Source organism: Pantoea sp. X-Soil-MYKO-1785 (assembly GCF_059730675.1).
Window position 1 is genome coordinate 1,946,740 of record NZ_AP036000.1, and the last position, 16,029, is coordinate 1,962,768.

At 54.5% G+C, this 16,029-nt stretch carries 19 protein-coding genes and 1 pseudogene; 15 read left to right on the top strand and 5 right to left on the bottom strand.

The window, feature by feature from the left end:
- Position 1 precedes the first annotated feature (1 nt).
- From AC6I8D_RS09165 to AC6I8D_RS09210, 10 genes are all read left to right on the top strand, one after another.
- Positions 2 to 721, top strand: coding sequence for a C40 family peptidase (locus tag AC6I8D_RS09165; protein WP_497820009.1), 720 nt, complete (start codon positions 2 to 4; stop codon positions 719 to 721).
- Entirely contained in the window at positions 714 to 1,337 is a 624-nt protein-coding gene (locus AC6I8D_RS09170) for a tail assembly protein (RefSeq protein ID WP_497820010.1), read from the top strand. The genes AC6I8D_RS09165 and AC6I8D_RS09170 overlap by 8 nt, the downstream gene beginning before the upstream one ends.
- A gap of 55 nt (positions 1,338 to 1,392) precedes the next feature.
- Complete coding sequence (locus AC6I8D_RS09175; protein WP_497820011.1) at positions 1,393 to 4,638, top strand: TipJ family phage tail tip protein; 3,246 nt, start codon at positions 1,393 to 1,395, stop codon at positions 4,636 to 4,638.
- A 9-nt stretch (positions 4,639 to 4,647) separates the two neighbouring features.
- Entirely contained in the window at positions 4,648 to 4,953 is a 306-nt protein-coding gene (locus tag AC6I8D_RS09180; protein ID WP_497820012.1) for a hypothetical protein, read from the top strand.
- The gene (locus AC6I8D_RS09185; RefSeq protein WP_497820013.1) at positions 4,950 to 5,600 is read left to right on the top strand and encodes a DUF8377 family phage-derived protein; all 651 of its coding nucleotides are present in this window, start codon (positions 4,950 to 4,952) and stop codon (positions 5,598 to 5,600) included. Before AC6I8D_RS09180 ends, AC6I8D_RS09185 begins: the two co-directional genes overlap by 4 nt.
- A gap of 82 nt (positions 5,601 to 5,682) precedes the next feature.
- Positions 5,683 to 5,967 (top strand): TonB family protein, encoded by a 285-nt coding sequence (locus AC6I8D_RS09190; protein WP_497820014.1) that lies wholly within the window; start codon positions 5,683 to 5,685, stop codon positions 5,965 to 5,967.
- A 61-nt stretch (positions 5,968 to 6,028) separates the two neighbouring features.
- The gene (locus AC6I8D_RS09195; protein WP_497820015.1) at positions 6,029 to 7,261 is read left to right on the top strand and encodes a tail fiber domain-containing protein; all 1,233 of its coding nucleotides are present in this window, start codon (positions 6,029 to 6,031) and stop codon (positions 7,259 to 7,261) included.
- 478 nt (positions 7,262 to 7,739) lie between these two features.
- Positions 7,740 to 7,904 carry a con-10 family general stress protein gene (locus AC6I8D_RS09200; RefSeq protein WP_354474027.1) on the top strand — a complete coding sequence of 55 codons (165 nt, stop codon included), beginning with the start codon at positions 7,740 to 7,742 and terminating at the stop codon, positions 7,902 to 7,904.
- A gap of 179 nt (positions 7,905 to 8,083) precedes the next feature.
- Positions 8,084 to 8,323 carry a DNA polymerase V gene (locus AC6I8D_RS09205; protein WP_308546676.1) on the top strand — a complete coding sequence of 80 codons (240 nt, stop codon included), beginning with the start codon at positions 8,084 to 8,086 and terminating at the stop codon, positions 8,321 to 8,323.
- Between the two features lies 1 nt (position 8,324).
- Positions 8,325 to 8,648 carry a LexA family protein gene (locus AC6I8D_RS09210; RefSeq protein WP_497820016.1) on the top strand — a complete coding sequence of 108 codons (324 nt, stop codon included), beginning with the start codon at positions 8,325 to 8,327 and terminating at the stop codon, positions 8,646 to 8,648.
- 30 nt (positions 8,649 to 8,678) lie between these two features.
- Here the strand turns inward: AC6I8D_RS09210 and pqqA (AC6I8D_RS09215) are convergent, their stop codons facing one another.
- The 4 genes and pseudogenes from pqqA (AC6I8D_RS09215) to AC6I8D_RS09230 all read right to left on the bottom strand — a co-directional run bounded on the left by pqqA (AC6I8D_RS09215) (position 8,679) and on the right by AC6I8D_RS09230 (position 10,315).
- Positions 8,679 to 8,750, bottom strand: coding sequence for a pyrroloquinoline quinone precursor peptide PqqA (gene pqqA / locus AC6I8D_RS09215; protein WP_010617686.1), 72 nt, complete (start codon positions 8,748 to 8,750; stop codon positions 8,679 to 8,681).
- Between the two features lie 172 nt (positions 8,751 to 8,922).
- Positions 8,923 to 9,201, bottom strand: a pseudogene (locus tag AC6I8D_RS09220) (TonB-dependent receptor plug domain-containing protein); the annotation flags it as partial.
- A gap of 219 nt (positions 9,202 to 9,420) precedes the next feature.
- Positions 9,421 to 9,999, bottom strand: a complete 579-nt coding sequence (locus AC6I8D_RS09225) for a diguanylate cyclase (RefSeq protein WP_497820017.1) — start codon at positions 9,997 to 9,999, stop codon at positions 9,421 to 9,423.
- Positions 9,986 to 10,315, bottom strand: a complete 330-nt coding sequence (locus tag AC6I8D_RS09230; RefSeq protein WP_497820018.1) for a hypothetical protein — start codon at positions 10,313 to 10,315, stop codon at positions 9,986 to 9,988. The genes AC6I8D_RS09225 and AC6I8D_RS09230 overlap by 14 nt, the downstream gene beginning before the upstream one ends.
- 11 nt (positions 10,316 to 10,326) lie before the next feature.
- Between AC6I8D_RS09230 and AC6I8D_RS09235 the strand changes: the two genes are divergently transcribed.
- Positions 10,327 to 11,190 carry an NAD(P)-dependent oxidoreductase gene (locus AC6I8D_RS09235; RefSeq protein WP_312756882.1) on the top strand — a complete coding sequence of 288 codons (864 nt, stop codon included), beginning with the start codon at positions 10,327 to 10,329 and terminating at the stop codon, positions 11,188 to 11,190.
- On the top strand, positions 11,187 to 11,969 hold the full coding sequence (locus AC6I8D_RS09240; RefSeq protein ID WP_312056141.1) for an AraC family transcriptional regulator: 783 nt from the start codon (positions 11,187 to 11,189) through the stop codon (positions 11,967 to 11,969). Before AC6I8D_RS09235 ends, AC6I8D_RS09240 begins: the two co-directional genes overlap by 4 nt.
- Here AC6I8D_RS09240 and leuA read toward each other — a convergent pair.
- A complete protein-coding gene (gene leuA, locus AC6I8D_RS09245; protein WP_312056170.1) occupies positions 11,890 to 13,605 on the bottom strand; it encodes a 2-isopropylmalate synthase in 1,716 nt (571 codons plus the stop codon). The genes AC6I8D_RS09240 and leuA overlap by 80 nt on opposite strands.
- A gap of 217 nt (positions 13,606 to 13,822) precedes the next feature.
- Between leuA and AC6I8D_RS09250 the strand changes: the two genes are divergently transcribed.
- From AC6I8D_RS09250 to pqqB, 3 genes are all read left to right on the top strand, one after another.
- Positions 13,823 to 14,839, top strand: coding sequence for a dipeptidase (locus tag AC6I8D_RS09250; RefSeq protein WP_312056169.1), 1,017 nt, complete (start codon positions 13,823 to 13,825; stop codon positions 14,837 to 14,839).
- Between the two features lie 146 nt (positions 14,840 to 14,985).
- A complete protein-coding gene (pqqA, locus tag AC6I8D_RS09255; RefSeq protein ID WP_009090272.1) occupies positions 14,986 to 15,057 on the top strand; it encodes a pyrroloquinoline quinone precursor peptide PqqA in 72 nt (23 codons plus the stop codon).
- A gap of 54 nt (positions 15,058 to 15,111) precedes the next feature.
- Complete coding sequence (pqqB, locus tag AC6I8D_RS09260; RefSeq protein ID WP_497820019.1) at positions 15,112 to 16,029, top strand: pyrroloquinoline quinone biosynthesis protein PqqB; 918 nt, start codon at positions 15,112 to 15,114, stop codon at positions 16,027 to 16,029.

Consider the following 16,029-nt stretch of genomic DNA (forward strand, 5'->3'; position numbering starts at 1 on the left):
CATGCGTAAAAAAATTCTTGAGGCGATCCGCGAGCACGTCGCCGCCGAGTATCCGAAAGAGGCGTGCGGACTGGTTATCCAGTCTGGCCGCGCTCAGACATATGTCCCCTGCAGAAATATTTCAGACGACCCGACAGAGCATTTTGTTTTGTCGCCGGAGGATAAGCGGGCGGCAGAGAAAGACGGCACCATTCTGATGGTTATCCATTCTCACCCGGATGTACCGCAGCTCATCCCGTCAGAGCGTGATCGCGTGCTATGTGACTATTCCGGTGTTGAGTGGGGGATCATGTCGTGGCCAGACGGCGACTTCTGCACTATTTCGCCACGGGTCAATCGTGAGCTGGTGGGGCGTCCGTGGGTACTGGGCTTTGCCGACTGCTGGACCCTCATCATGGACTACTACCAGCAGGAGCACGGAATCAGCCTCAATAACTGGTCAGTGGATTATGAGTGGTGGGTGGATGGCAAAGAAAACCGCTATGACGACAACTGGCAGGCGGAGGGGTTTATAGAGGTGCCGCCGGCTGATATGCGTGCGGGAGATATGATCATGATGCAGGTCAGCGCGCCGGTAACCAATCACGCGGCCATCTACCTGGGTAACAACATCATGCTGCATCACAACGCCGGAAGCCTGTCTACGCGGGTACCTTATGGTGATTACTGGCGTAACCGGACCGTGCGCGTGGTGCGCAGAAAGGAGCTGATGGATGATTAAGACGATGCGGCTAAAAGGTCCAATGGCGAAAATGTTCGGCCAGGTCCATCAGTTTCACGTCTCGGATTTGCGTGAACTGCTGCGGGCGATGTGCTCGCAGGTGCCCGGCTTCAAAAAATACGTTTCGAATGCACATCTCAACGGGGTGCGCTTTGCCTTCTTCAGCGGCAAAGACAATATCGGCCTGCAGGAATTCGACATGTCCTCAGCGGCAACCGAGTTTGAAATGGAGCCAATTCTGGAGGGGTCTAAGAGGGGCGGCACGTTGCAGATCATCATTGGTGCTGTTGCCATCGTCGCCGCGTTTTTCACTGCTGGCAGTACTCTTGCTCTTTATGGCGCAGCGCTGGGAACAACCACAGCAACAGGGCTTGCTGTGACAGCCCTGACCAGCATAGGCATCAGTATGCTGCTGGGTGGTGTTGTGCAGATGTTGACGCCGCAGCCTAAATTCAACGTGGGCGCATCTTCCAGCACTGACAACAAGCCTAACTACGCATTCGGTGCGCCGGTTAATACCGTGGCGATGGGTTATCCCATCCCCGTCCTGTATGGGCAGCGGGAAATTGGCGGGGCGATCATCAGCGCGGGCAGCTTTACCAGCGACCAGCAATAAGAAACCGGGATTAATTTTCAGGCCACCTTCGGGTGGCTTTTTTTATGGGTGAAATATGCGACTTCTTGAAGGTGCCACAATTCAGGGCAATAAAGGCGGTGGCGGCAGCGCTCACACCCCGGTAGAGCAGGCTGATGATCTGCTTTCAATCGCAAAATTAAAAATGCTGCTGGCTATCTCAGAGGGTGAGATTCAGGGCGATTTAACCGCTCAGCAGATTTACCTGAACGATACGCAGCTGGCGAACGACGACGGAACCTACAATTTCACCGGCGTAGTATGGGACTGGCGCAAAGGTACGCAGGACCAGACATATATTCAGGGCATGCCGGAAGTTGATAACGAGCTGTCCGTGGGCGTTGTGGTCACGCAAGCGGTGGCCTGGACCCGCCAGTTCACCAACCTCACTCTTGATGCCGTCCGGATTAAGCTGAGTCTGCCGGTTCAGTACCAGTACAAAGATAACGGCGACATGGTCGGTACCGTTACGCAGTACGCGGTGGACCTCTCAACAGACGGCGGATCATGGGTCACGGTGGTAGATGGGAGTTTTAACGGTAAAACCACGTCCGAGTATCAGCGCGATCACCGTATTGATTTACCGAAAGCAACATCAGGCTGGTCCATCAGGGTTCGGCGCATCACAGCGGACTCTTCATCCTCAAAACTGGTTAACGCTTTCAAAGTCTTCTCGTTCGCCGAGGTTATCGACAGCAAACTGCGCTATCCCAATACCGCGCTGCTTTATATTGAAGTCGATGCCAGCCAGTTCAGCGGGCAGGCACCTAAAGTAACCTGTAAACCAAAAGGCCGGCTGGTCCGTGTGCCGACCACCTATGACCCTGTGTCACGCACCTATGCCGGAACATGGCAGGGTGATTTCAAATACGCCTACACCAATAACCCGGCATGGATTTTCTATGACCTGGTGCTGGATAAAATATTTGGTATGGGTACGCGTGTCGATGCCACCATGATCGATAAGTGGGAACTTTATAGCATCGCACAGTATTGCGATCAGATGGTGCCGGACGGCGCTGGCGGGACGGAGCCGCGCTTTACCTGTAACGTCTTCATCCAGAGCCAGCAGGATGCTTACACCGTACTGAAGGACATAGCGGCGATATTCCGTGGCATCACGTTCTGGGGGAACAGCCAGATATTTGTGAATGCAGATGTGCCGCAGGTTGATTCTGACGGCAACGTTGACGTCGATTTCGTTTACCACGCGTCTAATGTGATTGACGGTCTGTTTACCTATGCCGGCGGCAGCTACAAAAACCGTTACTCATCATGCCAGGTGAGCTGGTCCGATCCGGTTAACCACTATTCTGACACCGTTGAAGGCGTTTACGATTCTGACCTGGTGCAGCGCTACGATGTCCGCGAGATGAGCCTGACGGCAATTGGCTGCACATCTCAGAGCGAGGCGCACCGGCGAGGGCGCTGGGCCATTCTCTCCAATGCCAAAGACGGGACCATTTCATTCGGTGTGGGCCTTGATGGTTACATCCCGATACCGGCAGAAATTATTGGTGTGGCCGATCCCTTCAGGTCGGGTAAACAGAACGGAGGCCGCATCAGTTCAGTGAACGGACTGCGCATCACCCTCGACCGTCCTGTTGATTACTCAGCGGGTGACCGGCTGGTGGTGAACCTGCCTGACGGCACGGCACAGACTCGGACCATTGGCAGCATCAGCGCCGATAAGAAAACGGTGAGCGTAAATACTTCATTCCGTATGACGCCGGTAGCGGGCGCGGTGTGGGCTATCGACAGTGATAATCTGGCAATCCAGTATTTCCGGGTCACCTCCGTCGCCGGGAACGATGACGGAACGTTTACTATTGCAGGCGTGCAGCACGACCCGAATAAGTACCGCTACATTGACGATGGTGTGCGCATTGAGCCAGCACCAATCACTGTCACGCCAATCAGTGTACTTAAAGCGCCGGCCAACATCAAAATCAGTGAAGTCAGCTTTGTTGAGCAGGGCCTTTCTGTCTCCTCGATGCAGGTGACGTGGGATCGTGTTGAGGGCGCTATCAGCTACGTGGCTCAGTGGCGCAAGGATAAAGGCGACTGGATTAACGTCGCAGTCACCAGCGCTCAGGGTTTCAGCATTCAGGGAATTTATACCGGCGTTTATGATGTCCGGGTGCGCGGCGTTAATGCGGCTGAGGTTTCTTCGCCGTGGGGTTATGCAGATTCAACTTCTCTCAGTGGCAAAGCAGGTAAGCCCGGCACGCCGGTTAACCTGAAAGCTACGGATAACGTAGTGTGGGCAATCGATGTAACCTGGACTTTCCCTGATGGCTCTGGAGATACTGCTTATACGGAAATTCAGGTAGCCACAACGGCAGACGGGCAAAACCCCCAGTTCCTCGCATACGTACCTTATCCGGGCGTCAGCTATCAGCACGGTCCGATGCCGGCCGGCGTGCGCCGCTGGTACCGCGCCCGGCTGGTGGACCGTATCGGGAACACCGGCGACTGGACTGCTTTTACTGCTGGCATGTCCAACGTTAACGCTGATGATCTCATTGGGAGCGTGGTGGAAGAGTTTTTGACTTCACCCGATGGCAAGCAGCTGCTGGAACCTCTTATCACAGACCCTCAGGCATTATTACAAAATATGCTGGCTGATTACGATTCAGTCAATCAGCAGTGGTCGCAGTACGGTAATAACCGCGCCGGGATACTTCAGGCGCAGAAAGTAGCAGCCGATGCTCAAAGCTCAATTGCACAACTTGAGACAAATGTAGTTGCCAGCTTTGAAGCTACAAATCAGAGGATAGATTCTCAGGGTCAGGCTATCGTCGCCAACGAAGCGGCAATTCAGCAGAAGTTTACCGCTTATGCGGATGCTTCAAGTCCATCCGCAATTTATACCCTGAAAACCGGCATTCGCTACAACGGTGTTAATTACGATGCCGGGATATCTGTTGCCGCAACTGTAAATGGTAGCGGTGGAGTGGACACACGCGTTGCCATCAACGCTAACCAGTTTGTTGTCATGAGCGGAGTCGGCAATAGCCTTTACTCACCGTTTGTCATCAAGGACGGCCAGGTGCTTATCAGCCAGGCATTCATTGGTGAAGGGTGGATTACAAACGCAATGATTGGGAATTATATTCAGTCAAACGATTTTGTCTCCGGCTCAAAAGGCTGGCGCCTTGATAAAGCGGGAACTTTTGAGCGCAATGCAGCAAATGGCTCGGGAAGAGTTATAGATACTGGCACGTTGCGGCAGGTATATGACTCTAATGGCACATTACGAATCAGAGACGGTCTTTGGTAAGGAGGTCAAATGGCTGGAGGTCTTCAATGCTGGGACGCAAACGGAAAGCTGATCGTCGATATTGGCGATTATAATACGCGGTACCTCGGAAGAACGACAGTTACGATGGCAGCAAATACCAACCTTGTCGCTGGTTCATTTGCAGGACTGACGGCATCAGGATCTTTTGTCGTTGTCGTCTCAGTTTCAAGTAGTTCGTATTTTACGCCATCTAATTTTGCAGTTCGTTCATACGATGGTGGCTTTCGTGTTTTCAAGTTATCGAGTTACACGGCTGCCGTCACTCTCACTTTGGATATGTATGCATTTATATGAGTGGATATCAGGTATTTAACTCGGCAGGTGCCCTTGTAATTGATTCGGATTTTAAGGGCACCTATTACCGGGATACGGTTAATTACGCAGGCATCACAGATATCGGTTACTACAACATCTCCTGCCAGTTAGGTAATTCAACTGACATGGGGCACGTGAGCGCCAGTGTTCCGCTTGATGACAACCTGCGTTGGTTCAAACCAAGTAATAACGCGAAAATGTTTTTCACCGGACCAGATTGGATGACTGCCAATGCTGGTTCAATGGCGCGGACACGTAGCGACATGCCCGTGGAAAGCGGTTACAGAGATGTCTTCAATTCAGCGGGGCAACTTGTATGGTCTGCTGTGATGGCGGCAAAAATACCACGTATACTGGGTTTCTTCGATGTGCCGGCTAACTTTGACTTAGATAATGCCGTTTATTCTCAGTACATAGGAACCAACACATGGTTTCTTATTAGCTCAGTGCCTGGAGGGAATATCTCCGATGATGGTGCCGCAACGGGATACTCTGGACCTTTCTTCAAATTTTCTAACGGGACTTTGCAGTGCCAGTGGGTAAACCAGCTTCAGCAGACTTGGGCTAGTACGCTGAAGCCATACGGAATGCGCATACCATACGGAATACTTTCTAATCTTAGTTAAAAGTATTGATCTAAACGATCATTTTTCCGACTTGATATTACTTAAATATAAAGGTGATATGCTTTCGGTTATGGAGGCAATTATGCGCAATTTTGTGATGGTTTTACTTTTTGTTTTTTCAACATTCGTACATGCAGGCAATAACATTACTTATCCTGAAAGGGCCGAAATGCTTCGCATCGGTGGTGAGGTTAATGTGATCTATGACATATCCCCTGAAGGAAAAACGGAAAACATTAGAGTCATAAGTGTTAAGCCCAAATATGTTTTTGACCGCGAAGTTAAAAAACAAATAGCAACATGGAAATACCCAAAAAACTCCCCACAAAAAGACGTTTCTTTAAGAGTCCTTTTTAAAGCGGATTGACGAAATCGACAACACGATAACCCGGCTACCACGCCGGGTTTTTTATTACCCGGAGAACGCTATGCCAGCAGGCACTATTACAGTTACCAACGGTTCAGCAACCGTGACAGGAAGTGGAACCAGTTTCATTACAGAGCTTAAAGCAGGTGATTTCATCGGAGTGATTGTAGGCGGGACACCTTACACTTTGATTGTGGCGTCTATCGCATCCAGTACTCAATTGACTATTGGAGCCGCTTATACTGGCCCGACAGCTGGCGGACTTGCATGGTATGCCGTGCCAGCCAGTTTAATGTATGCCGTAACTCAGCAAGCCATGAATGACATGGGTAAAATTCTGCGCGGCATGATTCAGGAAAAGGCGAACTGGCAGCAGGTTTATAGTGCAAGCGGCAATGTAACCGTTACGCTTCCAGACGGTACTCAGTACAGTGGCCCATCATGGAAAAGCCTGGCAACTTCCCTTGCAGGACTTGGGAATTCAGCAACGCGCAATGTGGGAACAACATCCGGGACAGTGGCTGCAGGTGATGATTCGCGGTTGAATACGATAAATGGTAAAACTGGGGGATTAATAAATGGTTCCGTGACATGTGACCAGCCATTTAGCTCAACTGTTTCTGGTAATTATGGTTTTGTTGCAGCCACTACAGCCGCTGACGCGACGGGTCAAACTGCTCGTGGAATGCTGATTAGAGGGTCTTCTACTTCTTACGATGTGCAAATCCACTACCGACTTGTTGACCTCCAGTATCACTGCGTGCGCTTTATCCAGAACAGCACGGAGATATTCCGGGCTAACAGTAACGGGGCTTGTTATGCGGCCTCATTCAACCCGACATCCGATTCAAGACTTAAGTTTAACAAGCGTTTCATTGGTGATGCGCTTTCCAGGTCCATGACGCTAAGGGGTATGACCTACCAGATTCAGGGAGAGGCTCGGGCAGGTGTTATAGCGCAAGACGCACAAAAAATTCTTCCAGAATCCGTCACCGTGGGCGGTGAAGAAATAGTATTAGAAGATGGAGAAATAATTAACGATCAGCTGTCTCTGGATTATGCCGGGATTACGGCATTGAATACTGAGGCATTAAAAGATGTAGTTAAGTTGATGCTAGAGTGTCTGACTGACCCCGATTCAGCTAAATCCAAGCTTATAAAGCTGGTTGATTCTATCAACGCATCAACAGATGACGCGAACGAAACTGATATGCGAATGGAGTGGGCTTTAGTCAATCAGTCTGAAACGCCACCAGAGCAACCAGCGACAGACTCACCTAATGCTGACCATTAAAAAAGCCCGGCGACCGGGCAATGACTCAGCCGCTCCTGTCTGAGCAGGTTGCGGGGTGGGTAATTTGATATTAGTCATCACTGAAACTGTGGGCAAAAAAATACCCGCCCCCCAATGAACAGGGCAGGTACAAAGTGAGGTGAAGCGTTCGAACGCGCAAAGGCATTCTGTTGTTTTTAGGCTCTCTACTGTGCTTGCAAGAAGGACGTAGGGTGGATTTCACTTCTTGCCGGATGGGAGTTGCATCCATTCACCTTCCACATTAAAAATTTTATTCATAAACAATTCAACAACAAGCGTAAGCGGTAAAAAATTCAGTTCGAAGAATTACGGTGACCTATCGTTCGGAGAAGTTAGGAAAGCCTGCTCGTTAGGTAATTTAGTACCGCAAGTAACCCGATGAGAAACATCTTGTACTGCCAGAAAGATTTTTAAAAGTATCCTATGCTTAGAAAGCCCTTAATTTTCAGAGATTATTATGACTAGTCACAGAGGTGGAGCAGGTAATTTCGCGGCCAATCCAGAGAGAGCTGTAGAGGCCGGACGAAAGGGAGGAGCCCTCAGTGGAGGAAACTTCAAGAATGACCCAGAGCGGGCAGTTATCGCAGGTCGAAAAGGCGGTATTAAAAGCCGTAGAAAGTAATTGTTTGTAAGTTAGGATGCTGTGAGGCTGGACTTCACAGCATCTGAAAAAAACTGCCTTATCTCGAATTCTCAGCAACTACCTCACCTTTACAAATCACACAACTGGTCAGCCTTGATCAAAACCACCGATCGATATTACTGTTTATCCATACAGTGTTTATCAATGGAGGATTTGTCATGCCGCGTGATTATGAGATTAAAGATGCATTTGTAAGCGCCATAAGGCGCAGCCCGGATGGTGGCGTCACTGTCACTACTCAGGAGTTTGTTCGCCAATTGGAGCTTCTCAACTGGCACTTCAGCCTGCGTGAGGCTAATCAGTGGATCAAGTCGCATACGGTGACGTTCCGGGACGTCTCTACTCAGGAGGGTGAGGCTAAGACGTATAAGCAGTTCAACCCGAACGGGGGAATCTGACATGGGCTTTCCATCTCCTGCGCAGGACCATATTGAGCAGCGTCTTAACCTGAACAGTATCCTGATGCCGAACCCGGCCAATATGATGCGCATTGAAACGCCGGAAGGATTCGTACTGGTAGACCGTTCTGCCCGGATGAAGCCAGGCGACACTGTTGTATATCAGCTTGAGGATTACCCGCAGATTGGGAAATTGTTCCCCAGCGGCATCATCACTCAGGATGGCGAGACGATCGACGGTCAGGGGCTTGATGGGGTAGTGGTGCTGGGGAAGGTGACAGCGGAGGTGCTGGCGGTTTATGAGCCATATCGGCCAACCATTTGAATAATGCCCGCAGCAATGCGGGCATTGGTATCAACGGTTAGAAATGTATAAAGTCACTTCCAGACCGAGGCGCAGATCAACAAATTCTGGCTTCTTCCACATAGCAATTCCCTCCTGATGAGTTAAACACCTCTCAATTATACCTCAAAAACAGAAGATAAATTGAGTACATAAATGAGTACACAAGTATTCATGACTCATTTCACGCAACCCTCGGTAAACCCAAGGGCAGCCTGAGGTCAGCCGTGTTTTTTATGGTTTAAACCCCGTAGTTTTGCCTGTTATGTTCAGAGTTTTGCCGGTTCTGGATTTGTAAGCCCGGCACGCTGCTAAGGTTTTCTGACAGGTTGACGCGTGGCGCGGCCTGACGCATCTCATCACCGCTGACCACACTGACCGCGGCGGGCGTGTCGAGTACATTCAGGCCGCTTTCGGACGGGGTCGCGCTGACCACCAGGCTATTGTCATTCTCTTCTGCCAGCAGCGACAGCGGAAACAGGGTGGGCAGGATCAACAGCGGCAGCGTCGCCTGACGCAGTAACGTTATTTTCATTTTTAGCGGCCTGAAAAAGATGAATAATGAACCAGCTGGAACAATTGGCGCGTATGGTAATGCTTTGCCGGGTTCTGGTATAGATCTTTACGTGTCGTCAGGCTTATTCCGTTCACCCGACAACGCAGACGCTATTTTATCAATCTGCGGCTGGCGACGGTTATTTCATTTTCTGCTGGTCTGCCGTGCGCAAATAACCGCCGCCGGCAGGTTGTGGAATTAATCGCCGGCTGCGGCTTTATTCGCGGCACGCTTACGCGCTTTTTTGCCGCGCCAGTACTCTTCCAGATAAGGCAGCATCTCCAGCAGGAAAATAGCCGACAGAACAAAAATGATATACCCGGTCGGCAGGGGATCGGCGCGCCACATTAGCTCAAAACGGGGCGGCTCAGCGCCGAAACCAAATAACGCCTGGAACTGCGGCCAGTGCCGTGAAATAACCAGCAGCAGCGCCATCAGCGGCACCATCTCCAGAAAACTGTGAACATGCTGCTCGATCGGCTTGACCTCACGCGCCGTCACCGCGTAGCTGACATCCCACAGCGCGGTGGCTTCGTGACAGAAAAACAGCACAATCATAAAGGCGATCACCAGCGCATTCACCTCTAAAAACAGGGCCGACAATAACGGCAGTCCCATCTCTAAAAACATCAGAATATGGATCCAGGTTTCTTTCAGGCCGGTGGTGTTTTCAATATCGGTCGCCCGATGACAGATCCAGTCAGCGAAACCAGCAATAAGCCAGACCGGTAACACGAAATAAAGTAACAGCAGCATTTGCGGATCAAATTGATGCATTACACAGCCTCTGCGGAATGAAAGTGAATAAAGCATAGACCTGGCAGGATGAGACGCAAAATGCGACCGCGGCAGGCGTGCTGTTTATTGTTGACTCAGGCGAAGAGGCGATTAGCGCCGCAGCATCAATAACAGGCGTGCGCGGCCGGAATATTAGCGCGCCGACAGCGTAGGCGCCAAAACAGGCCATTGCTGGCAGCCTCGTCGCGTTGGGCTGGATTTTTTGGCCGTTTGCCGTCAGGCTGAAGACAGCCTTTTTTAAGCCTCGTGCGTCGGGGCCTGTCGGGTCGCGGCGCATCATTTCTTCATTGATCAAAGGGAGTCAGCATGAGTCAACAACCTGAAGTGGCGGTTCTGGGATTGGGTGCAATGGGCCACGCGTTTGCCGCTAACCTGCTGAAGAAAGGCTTTAAGGTCCACGGCTGGAACCGGACCCGCGCTCGCGGCGAGGATCTGCTGGACGCCGGTCTGCAACTGGCCGATTCGCCCGCCGAGGCGGTGCGTCAGGCGGATGTGGTGATTGCGATGCTGTCGGACGGCGAGACCACTGAGCAGGTGCTGCAGCAGAGTCAGACGGCGTTTAAACCGGACGCCATTTTATGTCAGATGGGCACCATCGGCGTGGAAAAAACCGACGCGCTGATCGCCCTGTTCGCTGACGCGCGCAGCGACGTGCTGTTTATTGACGCGCCGGTATCCGGCACCAAAGCGCCAGCAGAAAATGGCCAGATTCTGGTGCTGGCCAGCGGCGATCGCCGCCGCGCCGCCGCGGCAGAAACGGTGTTTGCCGCGATTGGCAAGGGCACGCAGTGGCTGGGCGAGGCGGGTAAAAGTTCACGCATGAAGCTGGTGATCAACAGCTGGCTGATTGGCATGATGCAGAGTCTGGCGGAGAGCACCCAGCTGGCGGCGCAGTTTGGTTTTTCGACCGACGATCTCTGGCAGGTGCTGGAGGGCGGTCCACTGGCGGCCCCGTACGCAAAAATGAAGCTGGGGATGATCGCCAGCGACGACTACACCCCGCAGATGAATCTGGTCTGGGCGCTGAAAGATGCCCGACTGGCCCTTGAGGCGTCTGATATTGCGCTGCCGGCGCTGGAAAATATTGCTGATTTCTGGCAGCAGGCGGTGGATGACGGCCTGGGTGAACAGGATCTGGCGGTGGTCTACCGCTATCTGAACGCGCCATGAGTTGTCCGCCCGGCTTTGACTTCAGCCACCGGCCGCTGGTGCCGCTGGCGCACGATTACGCCCACGGTGCCAGCGAGCCGTGGCATCAGCATGACTGCGCGCAGCTGATCCACACGCTGAGTGGCGTGGTGCGGGTGGAAACCGAATTTGGCAGCTGGACGGTGCCGCCGAGTCGCGGGGTCTGGCTACCGGCGTTTACCCGGCATGCGCTACAGATCACCGGCAGGGTGGCGGCACGAACGCTGTTTATCCATCCGCTGGCGCGCGCCGATCTGCCGGCCAGTTGTCAGGTGGTGCAGATTACGCCGCTGCTACGTGAGCTGATTGTCAGCGCGCTGACGTTGCCGTCCGCCTATCTGGCTGACAGCCGGGCCGAACGGATCGTGGAACTGATTCTGGACGAAATCCGCGGCATGGACGTGTTGCCGTTTGCGCTGCCCGCACCGCACAGCGCCCGATTACAGGCGCTGTGCCAGCGTATTCAGCAGACGCCGGGCGAAAGCTGGACCCTGCTGCGTGCCAGCGCCAGCCTTAACGTCTCGGGCCGCACGCTGGCGCGTCACTTCAGCCGTGAAACCGGCTTACAATTCAGCGACTGGGTCCGTCGCGCCCGCCTCGCCATCGCCCTGACGCGACTGGCGCAGGGCGATTCGGTGCTGCGGGTGGCGCTGGATCTCGGCTATGACAGTCCCAGCGCCTTCAGCGCGATGTTTCGTCGCCTGCTGGGCGTGGCGCCGACGGACTATTTTCCCGCGCAGGAAAGCGACTCGCCGCGTTAAACAGCGCCTGCAGCGCGGCGCGCGCCGTATCATTATCGATGCTCACGCCCCAGTAGCGGTTGCCACTGGCATCCAGACAGCTGATATAGGCGACCGAGCGACTCTCACTGCGTTTCCCCAGCGTGTGTTCATGGTAATCCTCAATGGTCAGCGCCAGGTCGAACGCGTGGCGCAGGGCATTCACCCCGGCCGACAACCAGCCGTTGCCGCTGCCCTGTAAGCTGAGGGTGCGCGACTGAGAGCTGACGCTGGCGTTGAGCGTGGTCTGGCCGTGGTTATCGCTCTGGCTGCTGGCCTTCAGCAACTGCAGCGCCGGTTGATCGACGCCATACTGACGACAAAACAGCTGCCACAGCGCGTAATGGGTCATCTCTCCGCCATGATGGTCGGTGTGCTGCTGTACGCAGCGGCTGAAATCCTGCTGCAACGCGCGCGGCAGCTGTAAGCCGTGGTTTTGCTCCAGCAGCCACGCGGCACCGCTTTTGCCTGACTGGCTGTTCACCCGAATCACCGCTTCATAGCTGCAGCCAATATCGGCCGGATCGAGCGGCAGATAGGGCATCTGCCAGTGCGTTTCCTGCTGGCTGGCGCGCCAGGCAAAACCCTTGCGAATCGCATCCTGATGCGAGCCGGAGAAGGCGGTAAACACCAGCTCGCCGGCATAAGGATGGCGCGGGTGGACCGGCAGCTGATTACAACGGGTCACCACCTCCAGCACTTCGCTCATCTGGCTGAAATCCAGCTGCGGGGCGACGCCCTGGGTGTAGAGATTCAGCGCCAGGGTGACCAGGTCGACATTGCCGGTGCGCTCGCCGTTGCCAAACAGACAGCCTTCGACCCGATCCGCCCCGGCCAGCAGCGCCAGTTCAGCGCAGGCGACACCGGTGCCGCGATCGTTATGCGGATGGACGCTGATGCAGACTGCCTGCCGGCGGCTGAACTGGCGGCAGAACAGCTCAATCTGATCGGCATAAACATTGGGCGTGTTGACCTCCACCGTGGCGGGCAGGTTGATGATCATCGGCCGGCTGGCGTCAGGCTGCCAGACGTCGGCGACCGCTTCACAAATCTCCAGCACAAACGCCATTTCGGTAAAACAGAAGGTTTCCGGCGAGTACTCAAAGGTCCACGCCGTGTCGGGCTGCGCCTCACAGGCGGTGCGGATCTGCTGCGCAGCGGCCGTGGCCAGCGCCACGATCTCCGCTTTGCTCTGTTTGAAAACCCGTTCGCGGAACAGCGGGGCGGTGGCGTTATACAGATGCACAATCGCCCGCGGCGCGCCCTGCAAGGCGACGAAGGTGCGTTCAATCAGGTCATGGCGCGCCTGGGTCAGCACCTGCAACGTCACGTCTTCCGGAATGCGCTGCTGCTCTATCAGATCGCGCACAAAGTCGAAGTCGGTCTGCGAGGCCGACGGAAAGGCGACCTCAATTTCTTTAAAGCCGCAGCGCAGCAGCAACGCCCAGAACGCCATTTTGCGGTCGCGATCCATCGGTTCGGCCAGCGCCTGATTCCCGTCACGCAGATCGGTAGAGAGCCAGCGCGGTGCGTGGCTGAGCTGGCGCGCAGGCCACTGGCGATCGGGCAGGGTGATCAGCGGGGATGGACGGTATTTCTCAGCGGGATTGGTCAGCATCATCATTCTCTCCAGGGGTTTTTTTTCCAGTCTGGCGGCAGCGGGCCAGCGGCGCGCGCGCAATGCTGACAACCTGATGCGCAAAAGTGACAACCGGCGGGCTGAGCTGCGGAGAGCCGCGCCGCGCAATGAACCCTGGGTGCGCTGCGGTTTGATGAATCCGCCGGGCAGGGGTAGCATGGCGCGATCTTGGTTAGCGTTTTCCAGTCAGGTGTTTATGTTGATTTTTGATGGTCACAACGATCTGCTGCTTAATCTGTGGCTGCATCATCGTGATGCGCCGGTGCAGGCGTTTTACAACGGCATTGAGCGTGGGCATCTTGATTACCCGCGTATCCAACAGGGCGGCATGGGCGGCGGGTTGTTTGCGATTTTTGTGCCGCCGCAGGAGTACATCGCCAGAATGGCGCCGGCACGTGCCGACGAGCCGTATCAACCACTGCAGATTATGTGGCAACAGCTGGCGATTTTGCAGCAGCTGGCCGATGAGTCGGATGGCCGGGCGCGCATCTGCCGCAGCCATGACGAGATTGTGGCCTGCCGCGCCGCAGGCGTGCTGGCGATGGTGGCACATATTGAAGGCGCTGATGCACTGGACGGTGACGGCGAGGCGTTACAGGCGTTCTGGCAGGCCGGGGTGCGCAGCATCGGGCCTTTCTGGAATCTGCCTAACCGGTTTGGTCAGGGGGTCAGCGGCCGCTTTCCCGGCTCGCCCGATACCGGTCCGGGGCTGACGGCGGCGGGCGAAGCGCTGATTCAGCAGGCGAATGCGCTGCGGATGATGATCGACGTGTCGCACATGAATGAAAAAGCGTTCCGGGATACCGCGCGACTCTCTGATGCGCCGCTGGTCGCCAGCCATTCCAATGCGCATGCGCTCTGTCCCCAGCCGCGTAACCTGACCGATGCCCAGCTGGTGGCGATCCGCGACAGCGGCGGGCTGGTCGGGATTAATTTCGGCAACGCCTTTTTGCGCGCCGATGGTCAGCGCGACAGTAACACTCCGTTGACAGAAATTGTTAAGCATTGTGATCATCTGTTGAGGATAATGGGCAGCGACCATGTGGCGTTTGGCTCCGATTTCGACGGTATAACCCCGCCGGAGGCGCTGGGCGATGTCAGCGGATTACCGCGTCTGCTCGCCGCTTTGCGGGAAGCGGGCTATGATCAAACACTGACAGAGAAGCTGGCGTGGGGAAACTGGCAGCGGGTTTTAGCGCAAACCGGCCTGTGATAACAATTTCCTTACTTCTTTCGGGTTGATCTCGACGCGCCATTGGCGCAACATCTGTCGGCAAATTTGTGACTGGGATCGCGTTTTACCCTCAGTCGCCGGATTTTCTGGCCGCTAATTTACTGTTATTCAAGAGGAAATAAATCATGTGGAAAAAGCCAACTTTCGTTGATCTGCGTCTCGGCCTGGAAGTGACTCTGTACATCTCCAACCGTTAATAATTCTGCCCGCCATCTGCGCGGGCATTTTGTTTCAACTTCTGGTTTTCCTTCATGTTTATTAAAGTCCTCGGCTCAGCCGCTGGTGGCGGATTTCCGCAGTGGAACTGTAACTGCGCCAACTGCCATGGCGTGCGTACCGGCACCATTGAGGCCAGCGCACGGACCCAGTCGTCGATTATCCTCAGCGATAATGGCGAAGACTGGGTGTTATGTAACGCCTCGCCCGACATCAGTCAGCAGATTCTGCATACTCCCGAATTATCCCGTCACGGGGTGCTGCGTGGCACGGCGATCGGCGCGATTATTCTGACCGACAGTCAGATCGACCACACCACCGGGCTGCTCAGCCTGCGGGAAGGGTGCCCACATCAGGTGTGGTGTACGCCGGAAGTGCATCACGACCTTAGCAGCGGCTTCCCGATCTTTCCGATGCTGACCCACTGGAACGGCGGTTTGCAGCACCGGCCGATCGCGCCGCTGACGCCGTTCAGCGTCGATGTCTGTCGCGATTTGCAGTTCACCGCGATTCCGATTCTCAGCAATGCGCCGCCCTATTCGCCTTACCGCGATCGGCCACTGCCGGGCCACAACGTGGCGCTGTTTATCGAAAACCGCAGCAACGGCAAGACGCTGCTGTATGCGCCGGGCCTCGGCGAACCGGATGCGGTAATAATGCCGTGGCTGCAAAAAGCCGACTGCCTGCTGATCGACGGCACGGTCTGGCAGGATGATGAGCTGCTGACCACCGGCGTCGGTAAAAATACCGGCAAAGCGATGGGTCACCTGGCGCTGGCCGAAGAGCAGGGCCTGATGGCGCTGCTGGCCTCGCTGCCGGCAAAACGCAAAATTCTGATTCACATTAACAACACCAATCCGATTCTCAACCAGCAGTCCCCTCAGCGACAGTTCCTGACGCAGCAAGGGATTGAGGTGAGCTGGGACGGAATGGCGATCCACCTTCAGGACTAA